Source organism: Pseudonocardia sp. (assembly GCF_035305885.1).
GTDB lineage: Bacteria > Actinomycetota > Actinomycetes > Mycobacteriales > Pseudonocardiaceae > Pseudonocardia.
In genome coordinates this window covers 1-18874 of record NZ_DATGOP010000063.1, presented here as the reverse complement: position 1 = coordinate 18874, position 18874 = coordinate 1, and the positions used below count along the sequence as shown (strand labels likewise).

Below are 18874 nucleotides of genomic sequence, written 5' to 3'. Positions count from 1 at the left end.
CGGCCGGCGGGCAGGGCCCGTCCTGCCACGGCATACGCTCGCCGCATGGCACGCGAGCGGTCCCCGAAGGACACCTTCATCACGGTGTACGGCCGCAAGCCGGTGCTCGAGGCGCTGGGGGACCGCTCGTTGCGCGTCGACAAGGTCGTCCTCGCCGAGGGGGCGCGCGGCGAGCCCGTCCGGGCCATCCTCGACGCCGCCCGCGAGCGCGGGGTACCGGTGCAGCGGGCGTCGGCACACCGGGTGAAGGTGCTCGCCGGGAACGGGCGGCACGACCAGGGCGTGCTCGCCGACGTCGTCGCGCCGCGGATGGCGCCCGTCGCCGAGTTCACGGCCGCGCTGCGCCCCGGCGCCCCCGCCGCCGTGCTGGTGCTCGACCGGCTCACCAACCCCGCGAACGTCGGGATGATCCTGCGCAGCGCCACCGCCGCGGGGCTGGACGGTGTGCTGTTGGCCCGGCGCGGGCTGCCGGCCATCGACCCGCTGGTGGTGAAGGCGTCGGCGGGAATCGCGTTCCGGGCGCCGGTGCTGCGCTCGGCCACCGTCGAGGAGGGCTGCGCCGCGCTCGCCGATGCCGGGTTCGCGCTGTACGGCCTGGACGCCCGCGGCGGCTCCCTGCTCGACGCGAAGCTGCCCGACCGGGTGGCACTCGTGCTGGGCAACGAGACCGACGGGCTGTCGAGCACCGTCCGCCCGCTGCTCGACGGGCTGCTTGCGATCCCCATGCACGGCGGCGTCGAGTCGCTCGGGGTGGCGAGCGCGGGCGCGGTCGCCGCGTTCGAGCTCTCCCGCGCCCGTCACCGGCCTGCCTAGGCTGGCCGCATGGTCCAGCGCCGCCTCCCCCGCCCGTCCGAACTGCGATCGCTGCTGCGGCCCGCCCCGTTCGTCCGGGACGCCGACGAGCGGCGGCTGCGGCGTGCGGCGAGCATCGCGGACCTGCGGGCGATCGCGCGCAGGCGCACCCCGCGCGCCGTGTTCGACTACGTCGACGGCGCCGCCGACGGCGAGCTGTCCCTGGCGCGGGCGCGCCGCGCCTACGCGCGCGTCGAGTTCACGCCGTCCGTCCTGCACGACGTCTCCACGGTCGACACCAGCCGGGAGATCCTCGGCAAGCGGGCCGCCCTGCCGTTGGCGTTCGCGCCCACCGGCTTCACGCGGATGATGCACCACGAGGGCGAGGCCGCCGTCGCGTCCGTGGCGGAGGAGTTCGACATCCCGTACGCGCTGTCCACGATGGGCACCACCACCATCGAGGACGTCGCTGCCGCCGCGCCGCGGGCCCGCAAGTGGTTCCAGCTCTACCTCTGGCGCGACCGCGCCCCCGCCAAGGACCTCGTGCAGCGCGCCGACGCGGCCGGCTACGACACGCTGATGCTCACCGTCGACACCCCGGTCGGCGGCGCGCGGCTGCGCGACATCCGCAACGGCCTCACGATCCCGCCCGCGCTGTCGCTGCGCACGTTCCTCGACGGGGCGCGGCACCCGCACTGGTGGTTCAACATGCTGACCACCGAGCCGCTCAACTTCGCCAGCCTCGACGCGACCTACGGCTCGGTCGAGGAGATGATCAACCGGGTCTTCGACCCCGCGCTCACCATCGACGACGTGACCTGGCTGCGGGAGAACTGGCCGGGCAAGCTCGTCGTCAAGGGCATCCAGAGCGTCGACGACGCCGTGCGGGTGGTGGACGCCGGGGCCGACGCGGTGCTGCTGTCCAACCACGGCGGCCGCCAGCTCGACCGCGCCCCGGTGCCGTTGGAGCTGGTCGAGCCCACCGTCCAGGCGCTCGGCGACCGCGCCGAGGTGCTCGTCGACACCGGCATCACCCACGGCGCCGACGTCCTGGCCGCCGTGGCGCTCGGGGCCAGGGGCGCCCTCGTCGGGCGCGCGTACCTGTACGGGCTGATGGCGGGCGGGCGGCGCGGCGTCGCCAAGTCCGTCTCGCTCCTGGCGGCCGAGATCGTGCGAACCCTGCAGCTCATCGGGGTCACGAGCGTCGACGAGCTCCGCCCCTCGCACGTACGCCTTCGCCCGAACGAGTGAGAGACCCTGCAGGGTCGCGGCGACGGGTCCATGGTGCAGGGATGGGTTTCATGGACAAGGCAAAAGACCTGCTGGGCAAGCACGACGACAAGGTCGACCAGGCCCTCGACCAAGGGGGCGAGAAGGCGAAGGAGCGCTTCGCCGGCCACGAGGAGCACATCGACAAGGGCGTCGACCACCTGCAACGCATGACCGGCGAAGGCGATACCACCGAGCGCACGCAGGCGCCGCCTCCGCCCGAGGAGCCGCCTCCGCCTCCGCCGCAGTGACCGACCGCTGATCCGGATCCCGGGGCCGGGCCGTCTCGGCCCGGCCCCGACCCCTGTCCAGCGGGTCAAGCGGGGAGGTCGAACACGGCCTCCAGCTCGGCGATCGTCGCGTCCTCGTCGTGGTGGTGCACCACCACCGCGCCGGCCGCACGCGCGCCGCGTACGTTGCCCAGCTGGTCGTCGACCACGACGCACCCGGTGACCGGCACGCCCAGCCGGGCGGCCACCCGCCGGTACAGCTCGGGGTCGGGCTTGCGCACGCCGAGCGCCGCACCGAGAACTACGAGGTCGAACGCGTCGGCGCACGCGTCGGGCACCTCGTCCGCGTCGGTGACCAGCGCCGTCCGCGCCCCCGTCGACCGCACCCTGCCGACCAGCTCGAGGAGCTGCGGGCCGTCGGTCAGCACGCCCGCGTAGTCCATCACCAGCGCCTGCACGTGCCCGACCGTCGCACACTCACATCGAGAGGCGGTCCAGCGCGTCCAGCAGGTCGAGCAGGTGCGCCCGGATGAGCTCGGCCTGGGCCGGGGCCGGCGCGGGGAGCGCCGCGACGGCCGCCGCGACCCCCGTGACCGCCGTGGACCACCGCTCCCGGCCCCGCGGGGTGATCGCGGCCCGGACGACCCGGCGGTCGACGCCGTCGCGGACCCGGGTGACCGAGCCGGCCCGCTCGAGGCCGTCGAGGACCGGCGTGAGCGTGGCCGGGGCGAGCCGGAGGTGGCCGGCGAGGTCCCGCTGCGACACCTCGCCGAGCTCGACGAGCGCGCCGAGCACCTCCAGCGCCGTGGCGCTCAACCCGTGTGCCGCGGCCGCGCTGCGGGTGTAGCGCTGCAGGGCCGCGCCCGCGCGCACGAGCAGCCGGACGAGCGGCTCGGTCGCGGCTTGATCCACGGCGCGACCGTACGACGGCGACGCTGTGCGCACGGTCCGTTCGGACCCGGAACAACTCGTTCGGACCCGCCCGCGGCAACGCTTCGCGCCCGTACCGTACGGCCCTGAAGCGATCCGGCCGGACCGGCACGACGGCGACGATCCGTTCGGATCCAGCAGCGGCGACGCTGCCGGCACGGACCCGGGCCGGCCCGGGCGGCCCGAACCGCAACGGAGCTGTGTGCCCGTACCGTACGGCCCCGAACCATCCGGTCCGGCCCGACCGGCGGCACCGCTACCCGCACGTACCGTACGGCCCCGAAGCGGCTCGTCCGAACCCAACTGCCGCACCGCTACGCGCACGTACCGTACGACGCACAACCATCCGATCCGGCCCGACCGGCGGCACCGCTTTCCGCACGTACCGTACGGCCCCGAACCATCCCGTCCGAACCCAACAGCCGCAACACTGCGCCCACGTACCGTACGGCCCCGAAGCGGCTCGTTCGGACCCCGCGGCGGCACCCGCTCGCCGACGATCGAGCGGTGACCATCGCCCCGCCCTCGCCGACCGCCCCCGCCCGTCCCCGCCTCCGCCCCGTCCGGTACGAGCCCGGCCCGCGCGAGGCACCCGTGCGGACGGCGGTCCCGGCCACCCCGCCCGCACCCGAGCCGGCGGCGAGCACCGCGCGCGAGCTCGTCGACGCGCACCACGCCGTCACCCGCATCCTGCGCCTCGCACTGGAGGTGCTCGACGGCAGGCGCTCGCACCTGCAGCTCGAGGCGCACTTCGCGCCCGAGCCGCTGCGCTACTGGCGAGCCGCCCTGCGCCCGCGGGCGCCGGTCCGGCGCGGCCGGATGCGCCTGTGCCTACCCCGCCCCGGCGTGGCCGAGGTCGCCGTGCCGTGCCAGATCGATGGTGTGGTGCGCGCCCTCGCCGCCCGGTTCGAGCGCGTCGACACCCGTTGGTGCTGCACGGTCGTGCGGCTGCTCGGCGCGCCCGCGCCGCGCCGGGCGCGGCGGACGAGCACCCGGCAGCAGACCCGGTGAGCACCCGTAACGATCGGCCGCCCCGAATGGAGATCCCGGCCGTGAACGGGAGTTCGTAGGGCTGCTCGACGAGCGGCCCGCCGCCGAGCAGGCGCCCGCCTCGTGCCCCCTCCCCGAGGCGGGCGCCGTCTCGCTCAGCCGACGGATGGGACGGCGCACACGACAGACCCGCCCGCCGCGCGACCACGTCGCGGGCGGGCGGGGTGTCAGGTGGGGATCAGGGCCGGGCGGCCGTGGGCGAGCCGTGGCACTGCTTGTACTTGCGCCCCGAGCCGCACGGGCACGGCCGGTTGCGCGACGGCTGCGCGGTGCCGGTCACCGTGGCCTCGCCCCGGCTGCCGTTGCGCCCGCCGCTGCCGGACCGGCTGCGAACGGTGCCGCCGTCCTCCGCCGGGCCGCTGTAGCTCAGGTTGGTGGGCCTGCTGCCGCGGAACGCGGCGGGCAGCACGCTGCTCGCGTCGGCGGGCTCGGCCGCGGCCGGAGCCGCGTGGCGGCCGCCCGAGGCACGCGCCGGGGCCTGGCGCGCCGGGGGCGCCTCCTGCGCGGGCGCCTGGCCGGCGGCGGGCTGCTGCTGGGCCGCACCCGCGGGCTGGGCGGGCTGGAGGGTCGCGTTGAAGAGGTAGGTGACCGTCTCCTCCTTGATGCCCTCCGACATGGCCTTGAACATGTCGTAGCCCTCGCGCTGGTACTCGATGACCGGGTCGCGCTGGGCCATGGCGCGCAGCTGGATACCTTCCTTGAGGTAATCCATCTCGTAGAGGTGCTCGCGCCACTTGCGGTCGATCACCGTGAGCAGCACGTGCCGCTCCAGCTCGCGCATCCCACCGAGCGGGCCGATGAGCTCGTCGATCTCGGCCTCGCGGCGGGCGTACGCGGCCTTCGCGTCGGCGAGGATGGCCTCGTACAGGCGCTCCTTGGTGAGGTCCTCGATGTCCCCCTCGCCGTCCTCGCCCGCGAGGTCCTGCCAGCGGATGCCGATCGGGTAGATCGCGCGCAGTCCCGTCCAGAGCTTCTCGAGGTCCCAGTCCTCGGCGTAGCCCTCGGCGGTGGCGCCGTCGACGTAGGCCTTGATGACGTCCTCGAGCATGTGCTCGATCTGCGACTTGATGTTCTCCCCGTCGAGGACCCGCCTGCGCTCCGCGTAGATGACGGCGCGCTGCTTGTTGAGCACCTCGTCGTACTTGAGGACGTTCTTGCGGATCTCGAAGTTCTGCTGCTCGACCTGCGTCTGCGCGCTGCGGATGGCCTTGGTGACCATGCCCGCCTCGATCGGGACGTCGTCGGGCAGGTTGAAGCGGTTCATGATCGACTCGACCAGCTGGCCGTTGAACCGGCGCATCAGGTCGTCGCCGAGCGACAGGTAGAACCGCGACTCACCCGGGTCGCCCTGGCGGCCGGAGCGACCGCGCAGCTGGTTGTCGATGCGGCGCGACTCGTGCCGCTCGGTGCCGATCACGTAGAGCCCGCCGGCCGCCCTGACCTCCTCGGCCTCCTCGGCGACCTGCTCGCGCATCTTCTGCAGCGTCTCGTCCCAGGCCGCCTCGTACTCCTCGCGGGTCTCCACGGGGTCGAGGCCACGCCTGCGCAGCTCCTGGTCGGCGAGGAACTCCGGGTTCCCGCCGAGCATGATGTCGGTGCCGCGGCCCGCCATGTTGGTGGCGACCGTGACGGCGCCCGCCTGGCCGGCCTGGGCGATGATCGCCGCTTCCTTCTCGTGGTGCTTGGCGTTCAGGACGTTGTGCGGCACGCCCAGCTGCCGCAGCAGCTTCGACAGGTACTCGGACTTCTCGACGCTCGTGGTGCCGACCAGCACCGGCTGGCCCTTGCGGTGCCGCTCGGCGATGTCGGCGGCGACGGCGGCGAACTTCGCCTCCTCCGTCTTGTAGATCAGGTCCGGCTGGTCCTTGCGGATCATCGGCCGGTTCGTCGGGATCGGCACCACGCCCAGCTTGTAGATCTGGTGCAGCTCGGCCGCCTCGGTCTGGGCGGTACCGGTCATGCCCGACAGCTTCTTGTAGAGGCGGAAGTAGTTCTGGAGCGTGATGGTGGCCAGCGTCTGGTTCTCGTTCTGGATCGGCACCTGCTCCTTGGCCTCGATGGCCTGGTGCATGCCCTCGCTGTAGCGCCGACCCGGCAGGACGCGGCCGGTGAACTCGTCGACGATCAGGACCTGGCCGTCGCGGACGATGTAGTCCCGGTCCTTCTTGAACAGCTCCTTGGCCTTGAGCGCGTTGTTCAGGTACCCGATGAGCGGGGTGTTGGCCGCCTCGTAGAGGTTGTCGATGCCGAGCTGGTCCTCGACGTAGCGCACGCCCTTGTCGGTGATGCCGACGGTGCGCTTCTTCAGGTCGTACTCGTAGTGGTACTGCTGGATCTCGGCGCTGCGGCGGTTGAGCTCCTGCGGCGACATCCCGGTGACGTCGAAACCGCGCATGGGCTCCCGCGCGGTGCCGCGGCCGTTGACCATGTCGGCGAACGCCTGGTACCAGCGCGAGCTCGCCTCGGCGGGACCCGAGATGATCAGCGGCGTGCGCGCCTCGTCGATCAGGATCGAGTCGGCCTCGTCGACGATGGCGAAGTTGTGCCCGCGCTGCACCATGTCGGCCTTCTTCCAGGCCATGTTGTCGCGCAGGTAGTCGAAGCCGAACTCGTTGTTGGTGCCGTAGGTGATGTCGGCGGCGTACTGCTCGCGCCGCACGGCGGGCGGCATCTCCGACAGGATCACGCCGACGGTGAGCCCGAGGAACCGGTGGATCCGGCCCATGTTCTCGGAGTCGCGCTTGGCGAGGTAGTCGTTGGTGGTGACGACGTGGACGCCCTCGCCGGTCAGCGCGTTGAGGTAGACGGGGAAGGCCGAGGTGAGGGTCTTGCCCTCACCGGTCTTCATCTCCGCGATGTTGCCGAAGTGCAGCGCCCCGCCACCCATGAGCTGCACGGGGAACGCCCGCTGCCCGAGCGTGCGCACCGCCGCCTCGCGGACGACCGCGAACGCCTCGAACATCAGGTCGTCCAGCGACTCGCCGTCGCGCAGCCGCGCGCGGAACTCGTCGGTCTTCGCCCGCAGCTCCGCGTCGCTCAGCGCCTGCATCTCGGGCTCGAGGTCCTCGATCACCCGGGCGTACTTGGCGAGGCGTTTCACCAGCTTGGTCTCGCCGGCGCGGAGCAGACGGTTCAACAGCGGCACGGATCGACCTCACTCGCCTTCGCGGACCAGTTCGCGTTCCTCGCAGCCCGCTCGCGCACGCGCTGCCCCGACCAGGGTAGCGAAGCGGCGGACCGCTACCCCACACAACGCCGAAGGGGCGGCCCGCGTTCCGACCGGACGCGGGCCGCCCCCCTTCACGCGGAGCGGGTGTGCCGCCTACTGCTCGAGGCGGATCATCCCGTAGTCGTAGCCCTTGCGCCGGTAGACGACGCACGGCTGGCCGCTGTCGACGTCGGAGAAGAGGTAGAAGTCCTCTCCCTCCAGCTCCATCTGCGAGAGCGCCTCGTCGACCGTCATCGGCTTGGCCGAGTGCACCTCCTGCCGGACGATCCGCCCCGGCAGCGCGTCGGGCAGGTCCTCGTCGTGCGTGCGCGGGACCGGGATGTCGATCGTGTCGTCCGCCCTGAGGTCGGCCTCTCCGTCGTCGGTGCGCTCGTTGAGGGCCGGCGGGGCCTCGAGCACGGCCGTGCCCGCGCCGCGGCCCGCCATCACCCGGGCGCGCTTCGGGGTGACGCGACGGCGGTCGTGCGAGCGGCGCAGCCGCTCCTCGAGCTTGGCGATCGCGGCGTCGAGAGCTGCGTAGAAGTCCTGCGCACAGGCCGATGCTCTCGCGATGGGCCCACACCCCCTGCCCGTGATCTCGACACGCTGGCAGCTCTTGAGCTGGCGGCGGTTGCGCTCGTGGAAGAGCTCGACCTCCATGCCCACGATCTTGTGGTCGTACCGCTCAAGTCGACCGAGCTTCTCGGCCACATGGACTCGGAAATGGTCTGGGACCTCGACGTTCCGGCCGGTGACAACGATCTCCACGCAGACTTCCCTCGCTCTCAGCTTCTCTGGGCGTCGGGTTGACCTTGCTGGGGGTCGCCGGGAGTACCCACTCCCCGGCGCTCGATCGGTGCTCCTCCTGACGGGTGCCTGTGGTGTGGGATGCCGAGCACCGTAACGTGCATCACGGTTCGGCAACAGTCCTCCGGCCCGACTGGGCCACACCCGGGTAGAAGCGCCCGCCGAACTGTTCCGTTGCACCCGCAGCGACGGTATGATTACGCCTTCGTCTTGATCATCGGGACGCTGGCGTCGCAGAGCACCACCGCTCCCACCACCTGTTTTCCCGCTGCGACGAGCGCGTCCCGGCAGGCGCGAAGCGTCGCGCCGGTCGTGACGACGTCGTCGACCAGCAGCACGGCACCGTCCCCGGGCAGGGCGCCCGGACCGACCCGCACGCGCCCGGCGAGGTTGGCGGCGCGCTGCTCGGGGTCGAGCCCCACCGAGTCGCGCACGCCGCGGGAGAGCCGCAGCGGACGCGCGAGCCGCGTGCCCGGCCGGCTCGCCACGACCTCGCGGCACAGGCGGGCGACGTGGTCGCCGCCCCGCACCCGGGCGGCCGCGGGGCGCGAGGGCGCGGGGACGAGCCACAGGGGCGCGGGGCCCGCCACGTCGTCGACGAGCGCCGTGAGCAGCGCACCGAGCGGCCCGGCGAGGTCGCGCCGCCCCCGCTCCTTGTAGCGCAGCAGCGCCGAACGCAGCGGGCCCGTGTAGCGGCCCGCGGCGAACACCGCGGGCCCGCCCGGCAGGTACGGGCGCACCGGCGGCCCGAGCTCGGTGCGGCAGCGCGCGCACCACGGCGGCTCGGGGGCGCCGCACGCCGCGCAGTCGCCCGGCAGGACGAGGTCGAGAAGTGCCGCCGCGAGGACCCGCACGTCCACCGACCCAGCATCGCGCGCCCGTCCTCCACCGGGCCGCGGGTGATCGCGAGTTGTCCACAACGGCCCCGGGACCGCGTCACGGCCGCACCCAGCGCACGACCCGCCCCCACCCAGGCGCGACCCGCCGACACCCACACCGCGACTCGCCCACACCGAGGCCGCGACTCGCGGAGGAGCAGACCGCGACTCGCCCACATCGAGAGCGCGACTCGCCCACACCCAGGGCGCGACTCGCGGGGCGGGGGTCAGCCGGGGTAGAGGGGGATGGCGTCGGGGGCGCCGGCGAGCACCTGCCGCCACGCCACCTGGTCCCCGCCCCCGAAGCTCCACACCCCGGTCTGGTCGGTGACCCAGAGGGGGCGGTTGGCCGCGGCGGCGACCGCGGTCAGCGGGGCGGTGAGGTTGTTGCTCACGATCCGCTGCACGACCAGGCCGTCGACGGTGACCTGGGCGACCAGCATCTCCGGGTTGCGGGTGATCGCGACGATCGACTCCGTGGACCGCCAGTCGGCCCCGACGACCGCGCCGAGGTCGTCCGGGCGCAGCCTGCGGACGTCACGGATGGCGACCTCGCCGTCGATGGTGCGCGCGACGGCACCCGTGTAGAGGCCCTCGCCGACGACCGCGGCCACCCGGATGCCGTCGCGGGACAGGCGCAGGTCCTGGATCGGCCCGAAGGCGGCGAGCTCGTCGGCGTTGACCCGCCCGGTGCGCGGCGGTGCGGTGTCGTCGACGCTCACGCGGGCGACCACGGACGAGTCGAGCACGGTCCACACCTCGCCGCCGGTGGGCGTCCAGGTGGGCCTGGTCATGGTGCGCGCGGTCAGCGGAACCGCCGCCATGTCCCCGTCCGTGCGGCCGACCAGCAGCGTGCGGGACCCGCCGACCTCGGCCACCGCGGCGATCCGCCTGCCGTCGACGGCGGACGCCGCGGACTCCACGTCGTAGGAACCGTCGCCGAGCGGGCCGGGCAGCGGCGCGCTGGGCTCCGGCCCGGTCAGCTGGCGCACCCGCCCGCCGGCCACGACGAGGCCCGGCACGTCGGCGGCCGGCTCCACCTCCGCCGACAGCGCGGCGACGTCCTCGCGGGTGAGGTCCGGCCGGTCGGGCAGGAGCGGCTCGCCGTCGGCGAGCAGCCGGACGCGTCCGACGTTCACCTCGGCCAGCGACAGCACCACCTGCGCGGCGAGCAGCTGCCGGGACGACTCGTCGAGGTCGCCGAGCCTGGTGAGGTCGACGACGACGGCCCCGTCGTCGCTCCTGGTCACGTTCGCCCGCAGCTGCGCGCCGGGTGGGAGCAGCGAGACCGCCGCGTCGGTCAGCGCCCCGGACGGCCCGGTGAGCAGCAGCTCCATCACCCGCGCCGGCTGGGCCCGCGCCGGGGTGCTCGGCACGTGCCGCACGTCGGCGACGGCGAGCCTGCGTACCGGGTCGACGAACCAGACGCGCACGGGCTTGTAGTTGTCGCGGAACACCGACAGCGGCACGACGACGCCCGGCGGCAGCTCCGAGATCCGCCACTGCCCGTCGCGGCGCACGACGGTGACGTCCTGCTGGAACATCGTCTGCGCTGGCTCGAACGAGCCGGTCGAGGTGAGCCGGCCGATCGCCGTGCCGCGGATGCGGATCGTGGTGGTGTCCGAACCCGGGCCGCCCGCCCCCGGGGCGGGCACGGTGTCGAACTGCCCGTCGAGCACGGTGATGCCCGCGGCGTCGTCCCACTCCGCCGCCTCGGGTGCGAGGAAGCGGCGGGCCGCGCCGTGCCGCTCGGTGGTGCTGCCGGAGGCGAACACGAAGTCGCGCACGAGGTCGAGCGGGTTGCTGCCGGCGGCGGGGCCGGGCGGGAGGACCCCGTCCTCGCCGGTGCCGATCTGGCGCAGCACCTGGACCGGGGAGCTCTCCGGCACGCTCGCGCACCCGGCCAGCGCGGCGAGCGCGAGCAGGAGGGCGCAGACCAGCCGTCCGGGGCGGAAGTTCATGGCTCGTGGACCGTGGTCGGGCGGGGACGGGGCGGGGTGGGCACCGAGGCGGGCTCGGCGACCGGGGCGGCCGGTTCCTCCGGCCCGAGCGGAAGCGGGCTCGACTCGACGGCGTCGCCGACCCGGCGGGGCAGCGTGAGGCGGAACGCGGCGCCCTGTCCGGGCTCGCCCCACGCCTGCAGCCACCCGCCGTGCAGGCGGGCGTCCTCGATGGCGATCGAGAGCCCCAGGCCGCTCCCGCCGCTGCGGCGGGCTCGCGACTCCTCCGCGCGCCAGAACCGGTTGAACACCAGCGCGGCCTCCCCGGGGCGCAGGCCGACGCCGTGGTCGCGCACGAGCACGGCCACCGTCCGCTCGTCGGCGCGCAGCACGACCCGGACCGGCTTGCCCTCGCCGTGGTCGATCGCGTTGGCGACGAGGTTGCGCACGATGCGCTCGACCCGGCGCGGGTCGACCTCGGCGACCACCCCGGCGGGCAGGTCCAGCTCGAGCGGCGTGCCGGTCTCGTCGGCGAGCCCGCGGACCGCCTCGACGGCGCGCACGACGACCCCGTGCATGTCGACGTTCTCCGCGCCCAGCTCGGCGACGCCCGCGTCCAGCCGGCTGATCTCCAGCAGGTCGTTCAGCAGCGCCTCGAACCGGTCCAGCTCGGCGACCAGGAGTTCCGAGCTGCGGCGCAGCGCGGGGAGCAGCTCGTCCCGCGAGGCGTAGAGCACGTCGGCGGCCATGCGGACCGTGGTGAGCGGCGTGCGCAGCTCGTGGCTCACGTCCGAGGTGAACCGCCGCTGCAGCGCGCCGAACTCCTCGAGCTGGCGGATCTGGTTCTGGATGCTGCTCGCCATCTCGTTGTAGGACTCGGCGAGGCGCGCCACCTCGTCCTCGCCCTGCACGGGCATCCGCTCGTCGAGGTGGCCGTCGGCGAACCGCTCCGCGATCTCCGCCGCCTGCCGGACCGGCCGCACGACCTGCCGCGTGACGATGCCTGCGATCCCGGCGAGCAGCAGCAGGAGCACCAGCCCACCGACGATGAGCGTGCTCTGCACCGTTCCCAGCGTCCGCTGTTCCGAGACCAGCGGGAACAGCAGGTAGAACTCGAGATCTCCGACGGCCGTGCGCACCGGCTGGCCCACGACCAGCGTCGGGACCTCGACCCCCTGCTCGGTGAGGGTGGTCGTGTACTGGCTGGAGAGCGTGCCCGCGGCGACCGCATCGCGCAGCGTCCGCGGGACGTCCTCGACGGGGCCGGCCGCGACCTGGGCACCCGGGTCCCCCTCGCTCGTGGTGAGCACCGCGCGGAACTCGCCTGCGGTGGCGGGCTGGCCCTCCACCGAGCTCGTGTTGGTCAACCGGTCGAGCGCGTTGTTGAGCTCGCCCTGCGCGCCCTCGCGGTCCGGGTCGACGCCCGCGAGGTCGCGTTCGAGCAGCACGGCGCCGGTCTCGGTGCGCACCCGGGCGTCGATCTCCTTGGCCTGCATGAGCCGCTGCGCGATCTGCGTCTGCAGCACGAGGCCGAGCACGAGCACGACGGCCGCCGACAGCGCCAGCGTGCTGATGACGACCCGCATCTGCATCGAGCGGCGCCACGCGAGGTTCCACGCCTCGGACAGCTCCGCGAACAGCTGCCGGGCGGGGGCGAGGCCGCGGCGGACGCGCAGGCCCAGCGCCGCGGTCATGGCGAGCGGCGGGCCCGGGTGATCACGGCGGTCCCGCCTTGTACCCGACACCGCGCACGGTGAGCACGACCTCCGGGTGCTCCGGATCGCGTTCCACCTTCGACCGGAGGCGCTGCACGTGGACGTTCACCAGCCGGGTGTCGGCCGCGTGCCGGTAGCCCCACACCTGCTCGAGCAGGACCTCGCGGGTGAACACCTGCCGCGGCTTGCGCGCCAGCGCGACGAGCAGGTCGAACTCCAGCGGCGTGAGCGCGATCTGCTTGCCGTCCCGCGTCACCTGGTGGGCCGGGACGTCGATCATCACGTCGCCGATGGACAGCTGCTCGGCGGGCTCGGCCTCGGTGCGCCGGATCCGGGCCCGGATGCGCGCCACGAGCTCCTTCGGCTTGAACGGCTTCACCACGTAGTCGTCGGCGCCCGACTCGAGGCCGAGGACGATGTCGACGGTGTCGCTCTTGGCGGTCAGCATCACGATCGGCACCCCGGACTCGGACCGGATGGCGCGGCACACGTCGATGCCGTTCATGCCGGGGAGCATGAGGTCGAGCAGCACGACGTCGGGTCGCAGCTCGCGGACGGCCGGCAGGGCCCGCGTGCCGTCGGCGACCACGGCGGTGTCGAACCCCTCGCCCCGCAGCACGATCGTCAACATCTCGGCAAGCGCCGGGTCGTCGTCGACCACCAGAACGCGCGACTTCATGGTCTAGAGCATCCCACCTCCCGTCGTACCCCCGCCGCGGGCCCGCTGGTGTGCGCGGTCTACCCCAGGAGGGCGGCGGCGAGCGCGTCGGCGTCGACCCGGGTGCTGCCGTCCAGCACGGTCCACGGCGACAGCCAGGAGGCGGCCGCGAGCTGGGCGTACGCCGCGGCCGTCCGATCCTGCAGGCCCGCGTCGGACTCGTAGGAGTCGCGCCTCCGGTCGGCCTCGGTGCGCTCCCGGTGCGCGGCGCGCTCCGCGGCCACCTCGCGGGGCACGGCGAGCAGCAGCTGGTGGTCCGGCACCGGCACCCCGAACCGCTCCACCTCCAGCTCGCGCACCCACCGCGCGAAGTCGCCGTCGACGCCCTCGCCCAGCCGCGCCATGTGGTAGGCCGCGTTGGAGGCGATGTAGCGGTCGACGAGCACCACGTCGTGCGCCTCCAGCGCGGCGCGCAGGTCCGGCGCTGCGGCACGGCGGTCCAGCGCGAACAGCAGCGCCATCCCGTGGACGGACGCCGCGAGGTCGCCGTGCTTGCCGTACAACGCCTCCCGGGCGAGCTCGGCGTGCACGTCGGCGTCGTAGCGGGGGAACGCGAACCGGGCGACCCGCACCCCCTTCGCGGCGAACGCGGCGCCCAGCGCGTCCGACAGGGTCCGCTTGCCGGCCCCGTCCAGGCCCTCCACCGCGATCAGCCGCCCCATGCGCGCATCATGCCCGGCGCGGCCGGGGGCCCCATCACCCGGTCGACAGGCGCGAGCGCCACAGCAGCCAGGCGAAGTACGGCGTGCCGATCAGCGAGGTCAGCGCGCCCGCGGGCAGCTGGGCGGGGGCGATGACCGTGCGGCCGAGCACGTCGGCGAGGCACACGAGCAGCGCCCCGAGCAGCGCGGCGACCGGCAGGACCCGCGCGTGGCGGGAGCCGACCAGCGCCCGGGCCGCGTGCGGGGCGACGAGCCCGACGAAGGACAGCAGCCCGATCGCCGACACCGCGGTGGCGGTCAGCAGGGCCGCGACGGCGAGCAGCCCGATCCGGGCGGAGCCGAGCCGCACCCCCAGCACGCGCGGGGTGTCGTCGTCGAGGGCGAGCAGGTCCAGCTCGTCGCGGGCGTGCACGAACCAGGCCACGGCGACCAGCAGCACCACCGCGACCGGGATCACCTGCGGGAACGTCCGCCCGTACGTCGACCCGGCGAGCCAGGTGAGGGCCTTGGCCTCGTTCCACGGGTCGGTGAGCACGACCAGCAGCGTGATCATGGCCATCGACCCGTACGACATGCCGACCCCGACGAGCACCAGCCGGTCGGTCGCGAGCCCGCCCCGCGCGGCCAGCCCGAACACCAGCGCGGACGCGGCCAGCGCGCCGAGCGCGGCCCCGCCGGCGAGGGTCCACATGCCGACCGTCGGCACGATCGTGATCAGCGCGACCGCGGTGACGCCCGCGCCGCCGCTCACGCCGAGCAGCGCGGGCTCGGCGAGCGGGTTGCGGCACACCGCCTGCACCACCGCGCCCGCGACGGCGAGCGCCGCGCCGGCGAGCAGGGCGGCGACCACGCGCGGCACCCGGGCGTCGAGCACGAACGTGGTGATCGGCCCCGCGCGACCCGCGACCCAGTTCGCGACGTCACCCATGAGCAGCAACGCGTCGCCGAGCAGGAGGCTCCCGGCCGCGACGGCCGCGGTGGCCGCCAGCGTCACGGCCGTGACGAGCAGGAACGTGCCGCGCCCCCGCAGCCGTCCGGACCGGGCCGCGGGTGCCTGCCGCACCGGCCCCGAGTCGCGGAACCTGCGGGCGACGGCGATCAGCACGACCGCCCCGAACACGGTGGTCACCACGCCCGTGGGGACCTCGATCCCGCCCTGGGCGCCGAGCACGAGCCGCACCAGCACGTCGGCGGCGAGCACCACCCCGATCCCGGCGAGCGCGGACATCGGCACCAGCACCCGGTGCCGGTACAGCCCGGGCACCAGCGGGGCGACCAGCCGCACCGCGGCGGGGGCGCACAGGCCGACGAAGCCGACCGGCCCCGCGACCGTCACGGCGGCCGACGCCAGCAGCACGGCGAGCACCGCGCCGAGGACGCGCGTGCGACGCACCGGCACGCCCAGCACGACCGCCGTGTCGTCGCCGAGGCCGAGCACGTCCAGCCGCCTGCCGAGCACGACCAGCGCGCCGACGCCCAGCAGCACCACCGGACCCATCCGGGCGATCGAACCGAGCCCGATCTGCGCGAGCTGTCCGCTGCCCCAGGCGTACAGGCCGGAGGTCTCCTCGGTGAACAGCAGGATCAACACGCTGACCAGCGCGAAGAGGGCGAGCGACACCGCCGACCCGGCGAGCACGAGCCGGGTCGGCCCGGTCCCGCCGCCGGAGATGGCGAACACCAGCGCCGCCGCCCCGAGGCCGCCGGCGAAGGCCAGCAGGGCCGACGCCTCGACCGGCACCGCGATCCCGAACGCCGCGCACGCGACGACCACCAGGTGCGCGCCCGCGTTGACGGCCAGGGTGTCCGGCGCGGCGAGGGCGTTGCGCGTGATCGACTGGAGCGCGGCGCCCGCCGCCCCGAGCGCGGCGCCGACCACGACCCCGGCCAGCAGCCGCGGCACCCGGGAGGCGACGAGCACCGCTGCGGTCTGGTCCGTGCCCGCGCCGGTGAGCAGCGCGAGCAGGTCCGCGACGGCGACGCTCGACGTGCCCTGGGTCAGGTGCACCGCCGAGAGCACCGCGACGATCGCGACGCCGACCGCGGCGACCACCGCGACGGTCGCTCGCGACGCCGGCCGCGGGGCGACGAGCGCGTCCTGCACCTCGCGTCAGGCGCCGAGCGCCGCGGTGACGGCGTCGACGTACTGGCGCATCGACACCGGTCCGCCGAACATCCAGATGCCGTCGGGCAGGCGGGTGACGTCGCCGGCCTGCACGAACGGCAACGACTCCCACACCGCGTTGCCCGCGAGGCCCTCGACGAACGGGTCGGGGCCCTCCACGTCGTTGGTCCAGTAGACGAACTCGACGTCGCCGAGCTGCGTGAGACCCTCGACGTCGGTGCTGGCGAGGCCGTAGTCCTCGTCGCCCTCCATCGGCCAGGCGTTGACCAGCCCGAGCTCGGCCGACACCGCCCCGATCAGCGATCCGCCGGTGAAGGGGCGGATCGACAGGCGGCCGCCGTCGAGCCAGCCGTCGGCGAACGCGATCCGCTTTCCGGTGAGGCCGGCCGCCTCGATCCGCCGCTTGCCGTCGGCGAGGGCGGCGTCGAAGTCGGCGAGCAGCCGCTCCGCCTCCGCCTGCTTGCCGGTGATCTGCGCGACGAGCTCGACGTTGCGGCGCATCTGCCCGATCGGGTCGGCGGCGTCCGCGGGGCGCACGACCACGACGGGCGCGACCGCCTCGAGCTGCGTCAGCGCGCCCTCGTTGACGTTGGGCGTGGCGAGGACGAGGTCCGGGCGCAGCGCGGCGATCGCCTCGACGCTCGGCTCGCCGCGCACCCCGACGTCGGCGACGCCCTCGGCGAGCGGGGCGCCCTGCACCCACGCCGTGTAGCCCGGCACGTCGGCCACGCCCACCGGCATCACGCCGAGCGTGACGAGGTACTCCACCAGCGCCCACTCCAGCCCGACGGCGCGGGTGGCCGGCCGGTCGAACGTGATCTGCTTGCCCCGCGCGTCGGTGACGGTGATCTGGGCACCGCCGCCCTCGGCGGGGGACGCCGGTTCGTCCGCGGGGGCCTCGGTCGTGCCGCAGGCGGCGAGCACCAGCGCGGTCACGGCCGCGCCGATGGCGAAGCCGATCCGCCGTCCGATCATGCTGACTCCTTCTTGTGCCTGGTGGTGTGCCGGCCGACCGGCCGGATGCGCAGGAGCCCGGTGACCGGGTCGCGGTCCACCGCGACCTCGATCCCGTAGGCCTCGGTGAGCAGGTCGGGGGTCAGGACCGCGGCGGGCGGGCCGACGGCGCGCACCCGGCCGTCGGCGAGCACGACGACCTCGTCGGCCACCGCCGCGGCCTGCTCGAGGTCGTGCAGCACCACGCCGACCGCGATGCCGGAGTCGTCGGCCAGGTCGCGCAGCAGATCGAGGATCTCCACCTGGTAGCGCAGGTCGAGGTGGTTGGTGGGCTCGTCGAGCAGCAGCACGCCCGTGTCCTGGGCGAGGCAGCAGGCGAGCCAGACCCGCTGCAGCTGCCCCCCGGAGAGCTCGTCGACCGGGCGGTGCGCCAGGTCGGACACGCGGGTGAGCGCCATCGCCCGCTCGACGGCAGCGGGGCCGCCCGGGTCGTCGCCGCGGAACCGCCCGCGGTGGGGATGCCTGCCGAAGCCGACGACGTCGAGCACGGAGAGCCCGGTGGGCACCGGGCGGCTCTGGGTGAGGAGGGTGACCCGCCGGGCGAACTCGCGCCGCGTGAGCGCGAGGGCGTCCGCGGGCGCGTCGCCGTCGAGGTGGATCTCACCGCGGTCGGGCCGGTGCAGGCGCGCGAGCGCCCGCAGCAACGTGGACTTGCCGCTGCCGTTGGGGCCGACGAGCGCGGTGACCTGCCCCGCCCGGACCTGGGCCCCGGCACCGTGGACGACCCGGACGCCGTGGTAGCCGAGATCGAGGCCGGCGCCGCGCAACGCGTTGGTGGTCCGCCCGCTCGAGAGCACGGCTTAGGATAGCCACACCTGCCTTCGACCGAGGTGGGGCAGATCTATGGCCCTCGCCACGGGGCGGACGATCCGACGGGGAACGGGGCCCGCGCTCAGGCGATGGCGCGGACGGTCTCCCAGGTGGCGGCGAAGCCGGGGTGCAGGGGGAGCTCGTTGACGGCGGCCGCGCGCACCCAGCGCACCTCGAGGGTCTCCGCCGTCAGCGCGGTGGGCACGACGAGGCTGCGGGCCTGGCCCACCACCGTGGTGTAGGACCAGCCGCCGTGGTCGTCGACGTAGGTGCCGGTGATCTCGTAGGCGTCGGCGCTGAGCCCGGCCTCCTCGGCGGCCTCGCGCCGGGCGGCCTGCTCGGCCGTCTCGGCGCGGTTGCGGGCCCCGCCGAGCAGGCCCCACGTGCCGCCGTGGTGGCTCCACAGGGCGCGGTGCTGCAGCAGGACGCACTCGCCGTGCCACAGCAGCAGCCCCGCGGCGCCGAAGATCCCCCAGTGCTCGTGACCGAGGGCGCACCGCGTCCAGCCGTCACCATCACCGCGGGGGAGCGCCACGCGACCAGATTAGGTCGTGGCGCTCCCCCGGGCGAGGGTTCGAGCAGGCGTCAGTAGCGGTAGTGCTCGGGCTTGAACGGGCCCTCGACGTCCACGCCGATGTACTCGGCCTGGTCCTTGGTGAGCTTGGTCAGCTCCCCGCCCAGGGCCTCGACGTGGATGCGGGCGACCTTCTCGTCGAGCACCTTGGG

At 74.4% G+C, this 18874-nt stretch carries 18 protein-coding genes; 4 read left to right on the top strand and 14 right to left on the bottom strand.

Translation table 11 applies throughout. From position 1 onward, the window contains the following. Window positions 1-45: 45 nt before the first annotated feature. From VKZ81_RS12540 to VKZ81_RS12530, 3 genes are read left to right on the top strand one after another with little or no spacing between them, the layout of a single operon-like run. A complete protein-coding gene (locus VKZ81_RS12540) occupies window positions 46-813 on the top strand; it encodes a TrmH family RNA methyltransferase (RefSeq protein WP_324241682.1) in 768 nt (255 codons plus the stop codon). Window positions 814-822: 9 nt separating this feature from the next. Further along, entirely contained in the window at window positions 823-2043 is a 1221-nt protein-coding gene (locus VKZ81_RS12535) for an alpha-hydroxy acid oxidase (RefSeq protein ID WP_324241681.1), read from the top strand. A 41-nt stretch (window positions 2044-2084) separates the two neighbouring features. Then, window positions 2085-2312, top strand: a complete 228-nt coding sequence (locus VKZ81_RS12530) for an antitoxin (protein WP_324241680.1) — start codon at window positions 2085-2087, stop codon at window positions 2310-2312. A gap of 65 nt (window positions 2313-2377) precedes the next feature. Here VKZ81_RS12530 and VKZ81_RS12525 read toward each other — a convergent pair whose 3' ends face one another. Beyond that, on the bottom strand, window positions 2378-2749 hold the full coding sequence (locus tag VKZ81_RS12525) for an HAD-IA family hydrolase (protein WP_324241679.1): 372 nt from the start codon (window positions 2747-2749) through the stop codon (window positions 2378-2380). Window positions 2750-2768: 19 nt separating this feature from the next. Continuing rightward, the gene (locus VKZ81_RS12520; protein ID WP_324241678.1) at window positions 2769-3203 is read right to left on the bottom strand and encodes a MarR family winged helix-turn-helix transcriptional regulator; all 435 of its coding nucleotides are present in this window, start codon (window positions 3201-3203) and stop codon (window positions 2769-2771) included. Between the two features lie 525 nt (window positions 3204-3728). Between VKZ81_RS12520 and VKZ81_RS12515 the strand changes: the two genes are divergently transcribed. Further along, on the top strand, window positions 3729-4232 hold the full coding sequence (locus VKZ81_RS12515) for an Rv3235 family protein (RefSeq protein ID WP_324241677.1): 504 nt from the start codon (window positions 3729-3731) through the stop codon (window positions 4230-4232). Between the two features lie 217 nt (window positions 4233-4449). On the opposite strand, the gene secA is transcribed toward VKZ81_RS12515, so the two are convergent. The 12 genes from secA to VKZ81_RS12455 all read right to left on the bottom strand — a co-directional run. Further along, a complete protein-coding gene (secA, locus tag VKZ81_RS12510; RefSeq protein ID WP_414709365.1) occupies window positions 4450-7416 on the bottom strand; it encodes a preprotein translocase subunit SecA in 2967 nt (988 codons plus the stop codon). 177 nt (window positions 7417-7593) lie between these two features. Continuing rightward, on the bottom strand, window positions 7594-8247 hold the full coding sequence (gene hpf, locus VKZ81_RS12505; protein ID WP_324241676.1) for a ribosome hibernation-promoting factor, HPF/YfiA family: 654 nt from the start codon (window positions 8245-8247) through the stop codon (window positions 7594-7596). A 236-nt stretch (window positions 8248-8483) separates the two neighbouring features. Continuing rightward, window positions 8484-9146, bottom strand: a complete 663-nt coding sequence (locus tag VKZ81_RS12500; RefSeq protein WP_324241675.1) for a ComF family protein — start codon at window positions 9144-9146, stop codon at window positions 8484-8486. A 245-nt stretch (window positions 9147-9391) separates the two neighbouring features. Then, entirely contained in the window at window positions 9392-11125 is a 1734-nt protein-coding gene (locus tag VKZ81_RS12495; protein ID WP_324241674.1) for an LpqB family beta-propeller domain-containing protein, read from the bottom strand. Then, complete coding sequence (gene mtrB / locus VKZ81_RS12490) at window positions 11122-12798, bottom strand: MtrAB system histidine kinase MtrB (RefSeq protein WP_324241673.1); 1677 nt, start codon at window positions 12796-12798, stop codon at window positions 11122-11124. Before mtrB ends, VKZ81_RS12495 begins: the two co-directional genes overlap by 4 nt. A gap of 22 nt (window positions 12799-12820) precedes the next feature. Then, window positions 12821-13498 carry an MtrAB system response regulator MtrA gene (mtrA, locus tag VKZ81_RS12485; RefSeq protein ID WP_324241672.1) on the bottom strand — a complete coding sequence of 226 codons (678 nt, stop codon included), beginning with the start codon at window positions 13496-13498 and terminating at the stop codon, window positions 12821-12823. Between the two features lie 59 nt (window positions 13499-13557). Further along, window positions 13558-14199, bottom strand: coding sequence for a dTMP kinase (locus tag VKZ81_RS12480; protein WP_324241671.1), 642 nt, complete (start codon window positions 14197-14199; stop codon window positions 13558-13560). A 34-nt stretch (window positions 14200-14233) separates the two neighbouring features. Then, a complete protein-coding gene (locus VKZ81_RS12475) occupies window positions 14234-16303 on the bottom strand; it encodes an iron ABC transporter permease (protein WP_324241670.1) in 2070 nt (689 codons plus the stop codon). Window positions 16304-16309: 6 nt separating this feature from the next. After that, window positions 16310-17299 carry an iron-siderophore ABC transporter substrate-binding protein gene (locus tag VKZ81_RS12470; RefSeq protein ID WP_324241669.1) on the bottom strand — a complete coding sequence of 330 codons (990 nt, stop codon included), beginning with the start codon at window positions 17297-17299 and terminating at the stop codon, window positions 16310-16312. Next, window positions 17296-18135, bottom strand: a complete 840-nt coding sequence (locus VKZ81_RS12465) for an ABC transporter ATP-binding protein (RefSeq protein WP_324241668.1) — start codon at window positions 18133-18135, stop codon at window positions 17296-17298. Before VKZ81_RS12465 ends, VKZ81_RS12470 begins: the two co-directional genes overlap by 4 nt. A 95-nt stretch (window positions 18136-18230) precedes the next feature. Beyond that, a complete protein-coding gene (locus VKZ81_RS12460) occupies window positions 18231-18683 on the bottom strand; it encodes an NUDIX domain-containing protein (protein ID WP_324241667.1) in 453 nt (150 codons plus the stop codon). A 50-nt stretch (window positions 18684-18733) separates the two neighbouring features. Next, on the bottom strand, window positions 18734-18874 hold a 141-nt coding region (locus VKZ81_RS12455; RefSeq protein WP_324241720.1), incomplete at its 5' end, for an adenosylhomocysteinase.